Raw genomic sequence first — 15,350 nt, forward strand, 5'->3', positions numbered from 1 at the left:
TCGCTTTCTCCAATGAATAGGTTATAATAATGAGAATAAGTATAACACATTGGATGCGGCAAAAGGTGGTGTACACGATCGAACTTAATAAGAGGCAGCAAAAAATCATTGAGATTGTTAAAGATAACGGACCTATTACAGGAGAACAAATTGCAGATCAACTAGATTTAACAAGAGCTACACTTAGACCCGATCTTGCTATTCTAACGATGGCAGGTTATCTGGATGCAAGGCCAAGAGTCGGTTATTTTTATACCGGGAAGACGGGTTCGCAGCTTTTAACAGAAAAAATAAAAAAGATCAAAGTTGCTGAATTTACATCGATGCCTGTGGTCGTACAAGATTCAGCTACGGTGTATGAAGCTATCTGTACGATGTTTTTGGAGGATGTTGGAACTTTATTTATCATCAATAAGAATGGGCATCTTGCTGGCGTAGCGTCACGAAAAGATTTATTAAGAGCAAGTATGGGAAAACAAGAGATCAATAGTATCCCGATTAACATTATAATGACTAGGATGCCTAATATCACATATTGTTTTAAAGATGATTATCTATTAGATATCGCACACATCTTGATCAGAAAACAGATAGATTGTCTTCCAGTAGTTAAACGCTCAGACGATGAGAGTGGTTTTGATGTTGTAGGAAGAATTACAAAGACAAATATCACGAAGGCTTTTGTAGAACTAGCACATGACGAATTACTATAATTGAATGGGGAGGCCAACATGACAGGACGTCCTATCGTATATGTCGTTTCCGATTCAGTCGGAGAAACGGCAGAGTTGGTTGTTAAAGCGGCCGCGAGCCAATTTAATTCAAATGGAATAGAGATTAAGAGAGTACCCTATGTTGAGGATAAAGAGACGATTGATGAGGTCATCTCATTAGCGAAGGACCATAACGGGATCATAGCTTTTACCCTTGTAGTGCCTGAAATAAGTGAATACGTTGCTAAGCAGGCGGCATTGCACAACATCCCTACAGTGGATATCATGGGTCCGATTATGAATCAGCTGCAATCTCGGCTGAATCAAGTTCCGAGATATGAACCCGGAGTCGTGCATAAACTGGATGATGATTACTTTCGAAAAGTAGAAGCTATTGAGTTTGCTGTTAAATATGATGATGGCAGAGATCCTAGAGGAATTCTAAAAGCTGATGTTGTTTTAATCGGTGTGTCAAGAACTTCAAAAACACCACTATCGCAATACTTAGCACATAAACGCTTAAAGGTGGCAAATGTACCCATCGTACCAGAAGTAGAACCCCCGGAAGAATTGTTTAAAGTATCACCAAACAAATGCTTCGGTCTTAAGATTACACCTGAAAAATTAAACGACATACGTAGAGAACGTTTGAAAGCGCTTGGTTTAAACTCTGAAGCGAACTACGCTAACATGGAAAGAATCAAGCAAGAACTCGTCTACTTTAACAAGATCGTTGATCAAATTGGATGCAGAGTGGTTGAGGTCTCCAATAAAGCGGTCGAAGAATCTGCAAATGTGATCTATAACTTGTTCCAAGGAAAGTCATATAAATAAAGCGCAAATGATTGCGCTTTTTTATTTTCATCATTTTACTGGTAAAACAGCGAGACTTTTATTATAATATTACATTGTGATTAAATTTTATAAGTTTGTCCAAAATAGTGATAAATTGAGTATGTTAATTTTAAACAAATGCTCTCATATAAAGGAGAATCACTGTAAAAGTAGAACATAAGAATATGGAAAAATTAATTGGTAATGTATTTGTAGATGCAGATGCTTGTCCTGTTGTGATAAAGGAAGAAATATTCAAGTTCTCCAAAATGTTTGTCTTTGAACCAATATTCGTTACATCTTACGCTCACGCGAGTAACACGGACCAGCCTGGTCGCTGGATATTGGTTGATGCAAGTCCTGAAGAAGTTGATCTTTACATACATAATCATTCCAAAAGAAATGATCTTGTTGTGACTCAAGATCATGCCCTCGCGAGTCTTCTTTTGTCAAAAGGGGTTTACGTTATCACCCCAAGAGGGAAACAGTTTCAAGAGAATGAAATGGAGCAAGTGCTGCATGATCGTTATATGTCAGCAAAAGCTAGACGTTCTGGCAAGCACTCAAAAGGACCTGCTAAATTTAAAAAAGAGGACACAGAAAGATTCTGTACAGTTTTTTGCGAAATCCTGTCGAATGTTGAAGGAAAATAGAATTGTGCAACGAATATATATCTAGTGTCTAAAAGAATCAGAGATTCTGTGGTGGTAATATGGAACGTATACCTGAGGATTTAATTGAGAAGGTCAGGTCTTCTAACGATATTGTTGACGTGATCAGCGATTATGTTCCTCTTAAGAAACAAGGCAGAAATTATTTTGGTCTTTGCCCTTTTCATGGGGAGAAATCGCCATCCTTTTCTGTCTCACCTGACAAACAGATTTACCATTGTTTCGGTTGTGGAGCGGGAGGCAATGTTTTTTCCTTTTTAATGAACATTGAAGGGTACACTTTTATTGAAGCTGTAACGCAGCTAGGCAAAAAGAGTGACATTGAACTTCCTCAAATTCATCAGCAAAACTTCTCCGAAAAAAGCTCTGACGAGAAAAGAGCGATGACTGAGATTCATGAGTTGTTGGCTAAATTGTATCATCACTGCTTACTTCACACAAAGCAAGGAAGACCAGCTTTAGAGTATTTGGAGAAAAGAGGATTCACAAGAGAATCCATAGAGCGGTTCCAGATTGGTTTTGCCCCAGATTCATGGGAGACCGCATCACAATTTCTTCAAAAGCGAGGAATGGATCTACACATCGCTGAAAAAGTCGGGTTGATTGGAAAGAGACAATCTGATGGAAAACCGTACGATCGATTTAGAAATCGGGTCATGTTTCCGATTTGGGACCGTACAGGTGCAGTTGTTGCTTTTGGCGGCCGTGTTTTAGACGGAAAGGACGAGCCAAAGTATTTAAACAGTCCGGAATCGAAGATCTTCCAGAAAGGAAGAACTCTTTATGGTTTAAACCTTGCACGTGCCGAGATGAGACAGAAACAGCATGCTGTCATCTTTGAGGGTTATGTCGATACGATTGCAGCGTATAGAGCAGGTGTTACAAATGGTGTTGCTACATTAGGTACTTCGCTGACCGAAGATCATGCAGCCATTTTGAAACGAAATGTTCAGTCTGTCACAATCTGCTATGACTCAGACCGAGCAGGAGTCGAAGCGGCGTTTAGAGCTTCAGAAATCTTAACAAAACAAGGCTGCACCGTGAAGATCTCACAGATGCCTGATGGAATGGACCCCGATGACTATATTTCCCAATTTGGAAACGATTCGTTTTTAAAAGATATAATAGGGGCTAGCCTAACTGTGATGGCATTTAAAATACAATATTACAGGCGCGGTAAAAACCTTCGGGATGAAGGAGAACGGATGATCTATATCGAAGAGATTATCCAAGAAATTGCGCGTCTGCCAAAAGCGGTTGAACGAGATCATTATCTCCGACAGATCGCTTCTGAATTTAATCTGTCATTAGATGCTCTTAAACAACAGCAAACACAGACTTTCAAGCAACTGCAAAGGTCTAAGGATAACGGCCCTAAAAAGCGGGATAATAATTTTAGAATACAAACACTTTTGCAAAAGTCATTGTTGCCTAGAAATCTGAATGCTGAACGTATTGTTCTTGCACATATGTTAAAAAGTGAGGAAGCCGCTTTTCTAATTCAGGAAAAGTTGGATTCAGGCTTTAATGTTGAAGAACATAACGCGATTGCTGCATACTTATATGCCTTTTATGAAGAGGGAAATAAACCCAATGTAGGGTTGTTCATGCAGCGTATCGATGATGACAAATTACGAAAATTAGCTTCAGAATTGGCGATGCTTACAATCAGTGAAGAGCTGAATGAAATAGAGCTCGCAGATTATATTCGTATTATTTCTAGCTATCCTTTATTGCGGGAGATACAAGAAAAAGAAAAGCAGCAAGAAGACGCAATAAGAAGGAATGAAATAAAACTGGCAGCCCAAATTGCCCAAGAAATTATGAGAATGAAAAGATCTCTTAAATAATCGGGATGTAGGATGGTTGAAGTTTTGGAAGGAGGGGATCGAATGGCTGAGAAACCAAACCGTCAAGGAACGGAAGGCGAATTAACCATCGATCAAGTTAAAGAACAATTAGTTGAGGCCGGTAAGAAGCGAGGACGGCTAACATATACAGAAATCACAAGTAAGCTGGCACCTTTTGAACAAGATTCTGATCAAATGGATGAGTTCTATTCATACCTTGAAGAACAAGGTGTTGAAGTTGCTGAAGCATCTGAGGATGCAGAAGACGAAGAAGATCCTAAGTTCGAAATGGAAAAAGAGGAAGAAGAATTCGATCTTAATGACTTAAGCGTACCGCCAGGAGTTAAGATCAACGATCCAGTTCGTATGTACTTAAAAGAAATCGGTCGTGTAGACTTACTTTCAGCAGACGAAGAGATCGAACTAGCAAAACGTATTGAGAACGGTGATGAAGAAGCTAAACGCCGTCTTGCAGAAGCTAACTTACGACTCGTTGTAAGTATTGCAAAACGTTATGTTGGTCGTGGAATGCTGTTCCTTGATCTTATCCAAGAAGGTAACATGGGATTGATCAAAGCTGTTGAAAAGTTCGACTATGATAAAGGATTTAAATTTAGTACGTATGCAACATGGTGGATTCGTCAGGCGATCACGCGTGCGATTGCTGACCAAGCTCGTACAATTCGTATTCCAGTTCATATGGTTGAGACGATTAATAAACTGATTCGTGTTCAACGCCAGCTGCTTCAAGATCTTGGACGTGAGCCATCTCCAGAAGAGATCGGTGCTGAAATGGAACTAACACCAGAAAAGGTTCGTGAAATACTGAAGATTGCTCAAGAGCCAGTCTCTTTAGAAACACCTATTGGTGAAGAAGACGATTCTCATCTTGGTGATTTCATTGAAGATCAGGATGCATTAGCACCTTCAGAAGCTGCTGCCTATGAGCTATTAAAAGAACAGCTTGAAGATGTTCTTGATACACTAACAGATCGAGAAGAAAATGTTCTTCGTCTGCGTTTCGGGCTTGATGACGGACGTACTCGCACCCTCGAAGAAGTAGGTAAAGTGTTTGGCGTTACGCGTGAACGTATTCGTCAGATTGAAGCAAAGGCACTCCGTAAACTCCGCCATCCAAGCAGAAGTAAACGATTAAAAGACTTTTTAGAATAGAAAGTTTGCCCAAATCTGGGCAAGCTTTTTTATTTCTTTTATTTTACTTATTATTCCACCTCAATGCAAACTCATCAAAAACTCATTTTGTGATACTGTTTTCTACGAAATTCTTTTTGTTGCTTGCTTATTCTCCTTAATATTAAATTAAAAATTCTTTAAATCTTGTAAAAATTCAGCCTTTATATCTATAATAAACATGTAAGCGCATACAAATTTGAGGCGTAAATTTATTAAGAGGTGGGATGCAACCATGAATTTTACATTAACAGAAGAGCAGTTGATGATTCAAAAAATGATGAGAGAATTTGCAGATGAAGTGGTAGCACCGGGTGCTGAAGCAAGAGATAAAAATAAAGAATTCCCGGTAGAGATTTTTCAAAAGCTTTCTAAATTAGGAATGATGGGTCTGCCTTTTCCCGAAGAATACGGTGGGGGCGGAGCTGATACGATAAGTTTTGCGATTGCTGTAGAAGAGCTGAGCCGCGCTTGTGGATCTACTGGAATTACATATTCTGCACATGTTTCTTTAGGTGGAGCTCCATTAAATCTATTTGGTACTCACGAACAAAAAGAAAAGTATCTAACGCCAATCTGTACAGGAGACTCTCTTGGAGCATTCGGATTAACAGAACCAAATGCGGGTTCAGATGCAGGTGGCACAGAAACAACTGCGAAAACGGAAAATGGTGAATGGGTGATTAATGGCTCAAAATGCTATATCACAAATGCGAGTTATGCTAAGCACTTAGCATTAACAGCTATTACAGATAGAAATGGTAACGATAAAGAAATCTCAGCTATTATCGTACCTACAGATGCTAAAGGATTCCGTGTTATCGATAATTACGAGAAGATGGGTCTTCACTCTTCTAATACTACGGAACTTTTTATGGAAGATGTAAGAGTGCCTGAAGAAAATCTTTTAGGAAAGCGCGGAGACGGCTTTAAACAGTTCCTGGTGACATTGGATGGAGGAAGAATAGGTATAGGAGCAATGGCTGTTGGAATTGCACAGGCGGCCTACGAGAGGGCTCTAACGTATTCGAAAGAGCGCAAACAATTTGGAAGATCGATTTCAAAGTTCCAAGCTATTCAATTCAAGCTAGCAGATATGGCCATGAAGATTGAACTTGCCAGATTAATGGTATACAAAGCGGCATGGCTTAAAGACCAGGGTAAGAAGTTCTCAAAAGAAGCTTCGATGGCAAAATTATATGCATCAGAGGCATGTATGCAGATTTGTTCTGAATCTGTTCAAATTCATGGTGGTAACGGCTACATGAGAGATTATCATGTGGAACGTTATTTCAGAGACGCTAAACTTCTTGAGATTGGAGAAGGTACATCAGAAATCCAACGTATCGTTATTGCAAGAGAAATTGGCTGCTAACATTCATTAAGAGATCAAGCGATGGGGTGAATTATGGCTGAACTAATGAAAGTAACTGTAGGGGATTGTTTAAGAAAACAAGCGTTAGAACTTAAGGATCAAGAAGCTATGGTTTACAGCAAACTAGGAATTCGCTACACCTATCAAGAATTTTATGAATTAACGACTAAAGTTGCCAAAGGCTTGATGGCTATGGGGATTGAAAAAGGAGATCATATAGCAGTTTGGGCTACCAATGTACCCGAGTGGCTGCTGCTTCAGTTCGGTTCTGCACGTGCTGGTGCTGTTCTCGTCACGGTCAACACGAATTATCAATCTTCTGAATTAGATTACTTGTTGAAGCAGTCTGATGCAAAAGCTTTATTCTTTATCGAACAATTCCGTACTACATCTTACAAAGATATGGTGGACTCTGTGAGAGACCGATCATCTGAATTTCCTGTATTAAAACATTTTATTCAACTAGATGCGGAATCATCTTCTTATGAGACTTTTTTAGATATGTTGGAAGCAGGAAATGTTATATCAGATGAAGAGCTTGAAATAAGAGAAGCCTCTCTTCACTGTGATGACGTCATCAATATGCAGTACACGTCAGGTACTACAGGATTTCCGAAAGGGGTCATGCTGACTCATTACAATATTGTAAATAACGCTAGGCAGATCGCGGACAGCATGAACTTAACGAATGCAGATCGATTGTGCATACCTGTACCGTTCTTTCATTGCTTCGGCTGTGTATTAGGTACCCTTGCAGCAGTTTCAGTGGGAGCTACGATGGTACCAATCGTGCAATTTGATCCACAGGAAGTTTTAGAGACAGTTCAAAACGAAAAGTGTACAGGGTTGCATGGAGTCCCTACAATGTTCATCGCAGAACTGAACCTTTCTGATTTTGATTCTTATGATCTAGGCACACTTCGGACAGGAATCATGGCGGGGTCACCTTGTCCGATTGAAGTCATGAAGAAAGTGATCGAGAAGATGGGAATGTCCGAGATTACGATTGCCTACGGCCAAACAGAGTCATCCCCTGTTATCACGCAAACGAGAACAGATGATCCGATAGAGCGCAGAGTAGAAACGGTTGGAAAGAAGCATTCTCAAGTAGAAGCAAAAGTGGTCGATCCGATAACAAATCAAGAAGTGAACCATGGTGAACAAGGAGAACTTTGTACAAGAGGTTACCATGTTATGAAAGGCTATTATAAGATGCCTGAAGCAACGGACGAAGCGATTGATAGAGATGGATGGCTTCATACGGGAGATCTCGCGACTGTTGATAAAGAAGGTTACTTTAGAATTACAGGCCGCCTAAAAGATATGATCATACGTGGCGGTGAGAACGTATATCCGAGAGAAGTCGAAGAGTTTCTCTATTCTCATCCTTCCATTTTAGATGTCCAAGTGATTGGTGTTCCGGATAAAAAATTTGGAGAAAAAGTAGCAGCATGCATCCAGTTAAAAGAAGGTCATACACTTTCTGAAGATGAATTGAAGAGTTATTGTAAAGGAAAGATTTCTCACTTTAAGATTCCAGAATATTATCTCTTTCTTGATCAATATCCGATGACGGCTTCTGGAAAAGTACAAAAATTTAAGCTTCGAGAACAAGCGATTGAGGCACTTTCAGTTATGCATGAATAGCCACCAGTAGTGTGGCTTTTTTGTTTTTTTGTGCCTTCTCACATGAAGTAAATGACTGAATCTACAAAAGTTAGGCAAAAAAGTTTAAAAAGTTAATGCTGTGACAAAACTGGGAAAAATAGAGTTTGTACTTCCCAAGTAAACGCTTTTACAGTACAATAGGTTATGGATTGTTTACTATACATATTAAGTTTATCAAGATCACAACACTTGTAGTGTACAGATGAAGGAGGAATTTGCATGAAACGTAATCCACTCATTCCTTTTGCCATTATTGGAGTTATTGGAATTGTTCTTATGCTTACAATGGGCGGATATGGTATCAACAAAATTCATACGGCTAGTCAAGATAAAGAAAAGGCTGCTATGGATCCAGAAGCAATCTATAAGCAGAACTGTTCTTCTTGTCATGGACAGAACTTAGAAGGTAATGTTGGTCCTGCACTGGAAAAGATTGGCGGCAAGTACAAGCCTGAAGAAATTGCAGATATCGTGAAGAACGGTAAAGGATCTGGAATGCCAGCAGGGCTAGTTAAAGGTGAAGAAGCAAAAATATTAGTTGATTGGTTAGCAGAAAAAAAATAAAATAAGAAGAGCTTCTTGTTATTAATAACAGGAAGCTTTTTTCTTTGTGCATTCAGAAGTAAATTATGAACAAGACGATAGTATTTTTATATATGCTTTTTGGTCAACCAGGCTTTCTTTACAAAAAATGATAAAAGTTTGAGAATACTAAAAGGAACAAACTAATTGAAACGGTGATGAAAATGAATTCAGAAAAATTATCAAATCGACTAGAGCGAGTGGCTTCATACGTACCTGAAAACACAATTTTAGCAGATATCGGTTCTGACCACGCTTATCTTCCTTGTTATTTAGGACTGAAAAAAGTGATAAAAAAAGGAATTGCAGGTGAGATTACTGACGGTCCTTATTTATCAGCGAAAGAACAGGTGGTTCTAGATAACTTGACCGATGTAATCGAAGTAAGAAAAGGTGATGGACTTTCAGTACTGAACCCAGACGAAGCAGAAGTTATCACAATCTGTGGCATGGGCGGGTCTTTAATCACATCTATACTTGAAAAAGGTAAGAATAAGTTTGGGTGTGCAAAACGTCTTATTCTTCAACCTAATATTGGATCAAAAACAGTGAGAAAGTGGCTATTAAAAGAGGATTGGGTATTAATCGCTGAAGAAATCTTAAAAGAAGATGGTAAGATTTACGAAATCCTTGTAGCTGAACGTTCTGGTGAACAACCTTATACAGAACATAAAGAAGCGGAATTATTATTCGGACCATTTTTATTAAAACATCAGAACGAAGCGTTTAAAGAAAAGTGGGCTGGGGAAGTCAAACAATGGAATGCGATATTGACTCAGATGGAAAATAGTTCAGGAGTAACAGCAGAAGAAAAAAGAGAAGAACTAAGAAGAAACATTAAACACGCAGAGGAGTGGATTTCTTGAGTAAATGTGCAAGCGGGCAATACATCATTTCTCTATTAGAAGGGTTCGCACCTAAAAAGATGGCTGTAGAAGGTGACCCTATCGGATTGCAAGTTGGTTCATTAAACAAGCCTATAAAAAAAGTGATGATCGCACTTGATGTTTTAGAAAGTGTAGTAGATGAAGCGATTGAAGGTAAAGTAGATCTCATTATTGCTCATCATCCATTGCTTTACCGTCCATTGAAAAAGATTGATATCAGCACATCAAAAGGAAAAGTAATCGAAAAATTAATCAAGAACGATATTACGGTTTACGCAGCGCATACGAACTTGGATGTTACTAGGCTAGGTGTGAATGAATGGTTGGCTGATCAATTGCAATTAATGAGCACAGAGGTGTTGTCTACAACTTATGAAGATCAACTCGTAAAGTTATCTGTGTTTGTACCTCGTACACATGAAGAACAAGTAAGACTTGCCATTGGCAATGCTGGAGCTGGTCATATCGGAAATTACAGCCATTGTTCGTTTTCTAGTGATGGAACTGGCACGTTTACTCCACTAGAAGGAACGTCACCCTTTATAGGTAAAGAAGGGCGATTAGAAAAAGTTGAAGAAGTGAAGATCGAATCCATCATGCCACAATCTCTTCAAAAAGCCGTTGTATCGGCGATGAGAAAAGCGCATCCTTATGAAGAGGTAGCGTTTGATCTCTATCCGCTACTTAACAAAGGTGAAGAACTTGGAATTGGAAAGATCGGAAAGCTTCCTGAAGAGATGAACCTTCAAGAATTTGTTGATCATGTAAAAAATGCATTTGGAATTTCGAGTCTTCGTGTTATTAAAGGAAAAAAATCTATGATAAGAAAAGTAGCCGTAGTCGGAGGAGATGGAAACAAATATATTTATCCAGCTCTTCATAAAGGTGCAGATGTATTAGTAACAGGAGATATCTATTACCATAATGCACATGATGCACAAGAAGAAGGCCTTACAATCGTAGACGCGGGACATCATATCGAACAGATCATGAAGAGGAAGCTCAAGGAATTACTTGAACAAAAAATAGATGCCAACAAATATGAGACTGAAGTTGTAGAATCAAACATCATCACAGATCCTTTTACCTTTATGTAGACTAGACTCATACACTTACAAAAAAAGAAAAGCCGGGATATACCCGACTTTTCTTTTTTATGACTTTTTCTCTTTAACTTTTGGAAGTATGCGATTAAGTGTTACCTTACGTTCTTTTTTCCATGTTTCTTCATTTTGATCGTCAAAGTTTTTTAGGAAATCGATCACTTCTTTTGTTATAGGAGTTGGTGTGGAAGCGCCAGATGTAATTCCTACCTTCTTTACACCCTCTAACCAACTCAACTCAATTTCAGATACATCAGAAATTCGGTATGCTTTTGTTCCTGCAATTTCCTCTGAAACTTGAGCTAACCGATTTGAGTTATTACTTCTAGGGTCACCAACTACAAGAACAAGATCACAATCACCTGCTTGGTTCGCAACAGCTTCTTGTCTGACCTGAGTGGCTAAACAGATCTCTTTATGAACCTCCGCAGAAGGATATTTCATAAGCAATCTTTTGATGAGTTCTGCTACATCCCATTGACTCATCGTCGTTTGATTTGTAATGAGAATCTTTTCGCTGTTCACGTTTAGTGAATCTAGATCATCTGTATTTTCTACAAGATGTACGATATGAGGTGCGATTCCAATCGCTCCTTCTGGTTCAGGGTGCCCCTTCTTACCGATATAGATGATCTCATATCCTTCTTTTTCTTTTTCACGAATGAGGTCATGCGTTTTTGTAACATCAGGACATGTAGCATCAATCTCATATAAGCCTTTTTCATGAGCGATCCGTCTTACTTCTGGTGAAACACCATGAGCGGTATAAATAACCGTGCCTGATTCAATATTTTTAATAATATCCAGTCTGTTCGCACCATCGAGGGTAATGATTCCTTCATCTTCAAAGGCATCTGTCACATGTTTATTGTGAACAATCATACCAAGTATATAGATGGGTCTAGGCAGTGTCGGATCATTAGCTGCTTGGCGAGCCATGACCATCGCGTCCACAACACCATAACAATATCCTCGTGGAGATATTTTAACGATTTCCATATTCGATCTCTCCTTTATCCATATAAAAGACAGCACAGAGATCTATGCTGTCTTGGGAGATTTACTTCTGTATGTTTTTATTATAAAGGAGAGACCATAAGAACTCAAACACTATACTCATACATATAGTTTCGGCCCCGATAAGTGGTAGCCTTTAGGTACGTTTGTTTTTGGAGCTGTTGGAATAGTTTTTGTAGCATTTGGCGTTTTTTTAATAACAGTTGGTGTCTCGGTCGGTGTGGATGTACTTGTAGACTTAGGTCCAGCTACAACCACCTTTTCTTCAGTTTCTTGTTTTCTTTTTTCTTTCTTTTCATTTTTCTTCACAACATTTTTCTTAGCTTCGCTTTTTTCATTGGTGTCAGTCGTTTGTTCTGTGTTTTCCGGTTTTTCGGAGGTATCTGCCTCAGTATCATTCTCTGCCTTTGAGCTCGAACCGCTTTGGAAATCTTTAAGAGCTGTCATGATGGAAGGCAGATTTCTCATTGCAGGACCATATTGTTTGATCATAGGTCCCATCGTCTCAGCGACTTTTAAGACCTTTTGCACGTTGTTTAACATCGTAAACACACTTGTTCCACCTGTTATACTTCCACCGCTGCCAATCGTCCCCAAGAACCTGTCGACAGAACCCATCTGACGCGGCATACCATTCATCCCATTCATGTTTTGAAGATATGGATTTACTTGAAAGGGCTGCATAGGATGCTGAGGTTGATTTGGATATCTATAAAAAGGCTGCATAATTCCCCCTCCTTTCCAAAATAATACGCTCATATATAGAATATGAAATAAGAAAAACATGTGTGATATTTATCCCTGTTTTCTTATTAATCTTCAGGATGGTTGGCTTAAATGCAAAACTTACTCTATAATACTAAAAGTGAAGAATTTATATTTGAAAAGAAAAGGTGAGCGTATGAAATCTCCGTTTGAACGGTTAAAAATAAACGAATCGCTCCAGACCGCTTTAAGTGGTATTGGATTTGAAAGACCAACTGATATTCAAGAGCGTGTAATTCCTGGAATAATCAACGGACAAGACATGATCGGACAATCGCAAACAGGTTCAGGAAAGACATTTGCTTTCCTGCTGCCATTGATGCATAGAATAGACATCACAAAAGACGAGGTACAAGCAGTAATTACAGCTCCTACTCGTGAATTAGCACAACAGATCTACAACGAGTTTCTAAAGATCTCTGAGCATATGCCTGAGGATAAGCAAATCCGCGCAAAAGCAATCGTTGGTGGAACGGATAGAAAACGTATGGCTGAAAAACTGAAAACAGTTCCTCAATTAGTGATTGGAACTCCTGGTCGTATTAAAGACTTGGTAAACGCTCAAGAGCTAGTTGTCTTTACAGCGAACATGCTCGTAGTTGATGAAGCCGATCAGATGCTAGATATGGGCTTTATTGAAGATGTAGATCTGATCGCTTCTCGTATGGCCAACGAATTACAAATGATGGTGTTCTCTGCCACTGTTCCAGAAAAACTGCAGCCATTCTTGAAAAAATATATGCAGAACCCTAAGCATGTTCACGTTGAACCACAGCATATTACAGCAAAGGACATCAAGCACGTTCTTATTCAAGCAAAACACAATGACAAACTTCCTACGCTGATCAAAACAGCAAGAAACTATAATCCATATTTTGCGATTATATTTGCTAACACAAAAAAAGCAGTTGATGAGATCGCGGATGCTATGAGTGCTGAAGGAATGAGTGTTGAACGTCTTCATGGTGATATTCCGCCTCGTACAAGAAAAAGCATCATGAAACGTGTTCAGAAAGCTGAGTTTCAGTTCTTAGTAGCAACTGATCTTGCAGCTCGAGGAATTGACATCAAAGGTGTCAGCCACATCATCAACTATGAGTTCCCGAAAGATCTTGATTTCTACATTCATAGAGCAGGAAGAACGGGCCGTGCAGGAATGTCCGGAATCTGTGCATCTCTTTACGAGCAAACAGATCAGCATTCTGTTCAAAAATTAAAAGAGAAAAAGATCATTTTCCACATCGAACAATATAAGAACGGTGAATGGGTACCTGTGAAGCCAAGCAAGAAAAGTACGGGTGCAAAAGAGCAGGATGGCGTTTATGTTCCAAAACCACGCAAAGTAAAGCCTGGTTATAAGAAGAAGATGGACGAGCAGAAAAAGAAACTGATGAAAAAGAAAAGAAGAAACATCAGGTAGTAGGTTAGGGAAGAGGGGAAAATATGATTAAACTAGGATCTCACGTTTCAATGAGCGGTAAAAAAATGCTTCTCGCTGCGAGTGAAGAAGCTGTTTCATATGGTGCCAACACATTTATGATCTATACAGGTGCACCCCAAAACACGAGACGAAAAAAAATTGAAGACCTTAATATCGAAGCTGGAACGAAACACATGATTGAGAACGGTATTGTTGACATTGTAGTTCACGCACCTTATATCATCAACATCGGAAATGCTGTGAAGCCGGAAACTTTCGAGCTAGGGGTCGATTTCTTAAGAAGAGAGATCGAACGAACTGACGCACTTGGTGCAAAACAGATCGTCCTTCATCCAGGAGCACATGTTGGAGAAGGCTCAGAAATTGGAATTAAGAAAATCATCGAGGGCCTTAATGAAGTATTAACGAAAGAGCAGAATGTTCAAATCGCACTAGAGACGATGGCAGGTAAAGGATCTGAATGCGGTAAAACATTTGAAGAACTTGCACAGATTATTGATGGTGTAACGCTCAACGAAAAACTTTCTGTTTGCTTTGATACTTGTCATACACATGATGCGGGTTATGATATCGTTAATGATTTTGATGGAGTAATGAATCAGTTCGATAAGCTGATTGGAATCGACCGTATTAAAGTTTTCCACATAAATGACAGCAAGAATGTAACGGGAGCTGCTAAAGACAGACATGAAAACATTGGCTTTGGACATATCGGGTTTGATGCCTTAAATTACATCGTTCATCATGAGCAAACGAAAGAAATCCCGAAAATTCTTGAAACACCTTATGTTGGTACAGATAAAAATAACAAAAAACCCCCATATCAATTAGAGATCGAAATGATCAAAGCAAAAACGTTCGATCCAGAACTTCAGAACAAGTTATTGAACGCATAAATTTCTCGACTGAGTAAAAAAGCTTAAAAGCCGCACAGCTGTGCGGCTTTTTTGTGTTACCTATCGATGTAGGTTTGAATTAAGTATTGGATATAGTTCGCTTTTTCAGGGCTAACTTCTTTTGCGATGGTAGCAATGATCATCTTACGCTGTGATAGATTTTTGATATCAATTGTCTGCCTTCGCAATATGTTTACGATCTGTACGGCTTCTTTTTGTGAAATGGGAAGCTGATATTGCGCGGCAAGTGAGATCAGTTCGTTCGGACTGATCGAATTAAGTTTCTGATTTACAAAATGAACAATGATTGGATTCATTTAGTAATCCCTCCCGACTTTCTCATTGTATGAGGGAGAA

At 39.0% G+C, this 15,350-nt stretch carries 15 protein-coding genes; 12 read left to right on the forward strand and 3 right to left on the reverse strand.

Features of this window, described 5'->3' with window-relative positions:
• Window positions 1–29 precede the first annotated feature (29 nt).
• The 10 genes from IHV11_RS04565 (at window position 30) to IHV11_RS04610 (ending at window position 10,868) form a co-directional block, all read left to right on the forward strand.
• On the forward strand, window positions 30–713 hold the full coding sequence (locus IHV11_RS04565; protein WP_231618303.1) for a helix-turn-helix transcriptional regulator: 684 nt from the start codon (window positions 30–32) through the stop codon (window positions 711–713).
• An 18-nt stretch (window positions 714–731) separates the two neighbouring features.
• On the forward strand, window positions 732–1,547 hold the full coding sequence (locus IHV11_RS04570) for a pyruvate, water dikinase regulatory protein (protein ID WP_197133175.1): 816 nt from the start codon (window positions 732–734) through the stop codon (window positions 1,545–1,547).
• Window positions 1,548–1,732: 185 nt separating this feature from the next.
• Complete coding sequence (locus tag IHV11_RS04575; RefSeq protein WP_197133173.1) at window positions 1,733–2,200, forward strand: YaiI/YqxD family protein; 468 nt, start codon at window positions 1,733–1,735, stop codon at window positions 2,198–2,200.
• Between the two features lie 59 nt (window positions 2,201–2,259).
• Complete coding sequence (dnaG, locus tag IHV11_RS04580; RefSeq protein ID WP_197133170.1) at window positions 2,260–4,068, forward strand: DNA primase; 1,809 nt, start codon at window positions 2,260–2,262, stop codon at window positions 4,066–4,068.
• A 42-nt stretch (window positions 4,069–4,110) separates the two neighbouring features.
• Window positions 4,111–5,241 carry an RNA polymerase sigma factor RpoD gene (gene rpoD / locus IHV11_RS04585; RefSeq protein ID WP_066396256.1) on the forward strand — a complete coding sequence of 377 codons (1,131 nt, stop codon included), beginning with the start codon at window positions 4,111–4,113 and terminating at the stop codon, window positions 5,239–5,241.
• A 253-nt stretch (window positions 5,242–5,494) separates the two neighbouring features.
• A complete protein-coding gene (locus tag IHV11_RS04590; RefSeq protein WP_197193819.1) occupies window positions 5,495–6,634 on the forward strand; it encodes an acyl-CoA dehydrogenase family protein in 1,140 nt (379 codons plus the stop codon).
• 33 nt (window positions 6,635–6,667) lie between these two features.
• Complete coding sequence (locus IHV11_RS04595; RefSeq protein ID WP_197193820.1) at window positions 6,668–8,281, forward strand: AMP-binding protein; 1,614 nt, start codon at window positions 6,668–6,670, stop codon at window positions 8,279–8,281.
• A gap of 240 nt (window positions 8,282–8,521) precedes the next feature.
• Window positions 8,522–8,866 carry a cytochrome c550 gene (gene cccA, locus IHV11_RS04600; RefSeq protein WP_066237583.1) on the forward strand — a complete coding sequence of 115 codons (345 nt, stop codon included), beginning with the start codon at window positions 8,522–8,524 and terminating at the stop codon, window positions 8,864–8,866.
• A gap of 182 nt (window positions 8,867–9,048) precedes the next feature.
• The gene (locus tag IHV11_RS04605) at window positions 9,049–9,750 is read left to right on the forward strand and encodes a tRNA (adenine(22)-N(1))-methyltransferase (RefSeq protein WP_197193821.1); all 702 of its coding nucleotides are present in this window, start codon (window positions 9,049–9,051) and stop codon (window positions 9,748–9,750) included.
• The gene (locus IHV11_RS04610) at window positions 9,747–10,868 is read left to right on the forward strand and encodes a Nif3-like dinuclear metal center hexameric protein (RefSeq protein WP_197193822.1); all 1,122 of its coding nucleotides are present in this window, start codon (window positions 9,747–9,749) and stop codon (window positions 10,866–10,868) included. Before IHV11_RS04605 ends, IHV11_RS04610 begins: the two co-directional genes overlap by 4 nt.
• A gap of 57 nt (window positions 10,869–10,925) precedes the next feature.
• Here the strand turns inward: IHV11_RS04610 and IHV11_RS04615 are convergent, their stop codons facing one another.
• Together IHV11_RS04615 and vrrA are read right to left on the reverse strand one after the other, a co-directional pair.
• Complete coding sequence (locus tag IHV11_RS04615; protein WP_197193823.1) at window positions 10,926–11,873, reverse strand: 4-hydroxy-3-methylbut-2-enyl diphosphate reductase; 948 nt, start codon at window positions 11,871–11,873, stop codon at window positions 10,926–10,928.
• Between the two features lie 117 nt (window positions 11,874–11,990).
• Window positions 11,991–12,617: a VrrA/YqfQ family protein gene (gene vrrA, locus IHV11_RS04620; RefSeq protein ID WP_197193824.1), complete on the reverse strand. Its 627-nt coding sequence runs from the start codon at window positions 12,615–12,617 to the stop codon at window positions 11,991–11,993.
• Between the two features lie 175 nt (window positions 12,618–12,792).
• Between vrrA and IHV11_RS04625 the strand changes: the two genes are divergently transcribed.
• Window positions 12,793–14,076, forward strand: coding sequence for a DEAD/DEAH box helicase (locus IHV11_RS04625; protein WP_066396238.1), 1,284 nt, complete (start codon window positions 12,793–12,795; stop codon window positions 14,074–14,076).
• Window positions 14,077–14,099: 23 nt separating this feature from the next.
• Window positions 14,100–14,993, forward strand: coding sequence for a deoxyribonuclease IV (locus tag IHV11_RS04630; protein WP_197193825.1), 894 nt, complete (start codon window positions 14,100–14,102; stop codon window positions 14,991–14,993).
• Between the two features lie 56 nt (window positions 14,994–15,049).
• Here IHV11_RS04630 and IHV11_RS04635 read toward each other — a convergent pair whose 3' ends face one another.
• The gene (locus tag IHV11_RS04635; protein ID WP_066396234.1) at window positions 15,050–15,310 is read right to left on the reverse strand and encodes a DUF2624 domain-containing protein; all 261 of its coding nucleotides are present in this window, start codon (window positions 15,308–15,310) and stop codon (window positions 15,050–15,052) included.
• Between the last annotated feature and the right edge of the window lie 40 nt (window positions 15,311–15,350).

The organism is Fictibacillus sp. 26RED30 (genome assembly GCF_015903845.1).
Classification (GTDB): Bacteria; Bacillota; Bacilli; order Bacillales; family Fictibacillaceae; genus Fictibacillus; species Fictibacillus phosphorivorans.

Bases quoted from the DNA above. Each gene is read 5' to 3' on its own strand.
- dnaG (WP_197133170.1), top strand. From the start codon at position 2,260: ATGGAACGTATACCTGAGGATTTAATTGAGAAGGTCAGGTCTTCTAAC.
- IHV11_RS04570 (WP_197133175.1), top strand. From the start codon at position 732: ATGACAGGACGTCCTATCGTATATGTCGTTTCCGATTCAGTCGGAGAA.
- IHV11_RS04635 (WP_066396234.1), bottom strand. From the start codon at position 15,310: ATGAATCCAATCATTGTTCATTTTGTAAATCAGAAACTTAATTCGATC.
- cccA (WP_066237583.1), top strand. From the start codon at position 8,522: ATGAAACGTAATCCACTCATTCCTTTTGCCATTATTGGAGTTATTGGA.
- IHV11_RS04605 (WP_197193821.1), top strand. From the start codon at position 9,049: ATGAATTCAGAAAAATTATCAAATCGACTAGAGCGAGTGGCTTCATAC.
- IHV11_RS04575 (WP_197133173.1), top strand. From the start codon at position 1,733: ATGGAAAAATTAATTGGTAATGTATTTGTAGATGCAGATGCTTGTCCT.
- IHV11_RS04630 (WP_197193825.1), top strand. From the start codon at position 14,100: ATGATTAAACTAGGATCTCACGTTTCAATGAGCGGTAAAAAAATGCTT.
- IHV11_RS04625 (WP_066396238.1), top strand. From the start codon at position 12,793: ATGAAATCTCCGTTTGAACGGTTAAAAATAAACGAATCGCTCCAGACC.
- IHV11_RS04565 (WP_231618303.1), top strand. From the start codon at position 30: ATGAGAATAAGTATAACACATTGGATGCGGCAAAAGGTGGTGTACACG.
- rpoD (WP_066396256.1), top strand. From the start codon at position 4,111: ATGGCTGAGAAACCAAACCGTCAAGGAACGGAAGGCGAATTAACCATC.
- vrrA (WP_197193824.1), bottom strand. From the start codon at position 12,617: ATGCAGCCTTTTTATAGATATCCAAATCAACCTCAGCATCCTATGCAG.
- IHV11_RS04590 (WP_197193819.1), top strand. From the start codon at position 5,495: ATGAATTTTACATTAACAGAAGAGCAGTTGATGATTCAAAAAATGATG.
- IHV11_RS04615 (WP_197193823.1), bottom strand. From the start codon at position 11,873: ATGGAAATCGTTAAAATATCTCCACGAGGATATTGTTATGGTGTTGTG.
- IHV11_RS04595 (WP_197193820.1), top strand. From the start codon at position 6,668: ATGGCTGAACTAATGAAAGTAACTGTAGGGGATTGTTTAAGAAAACAA.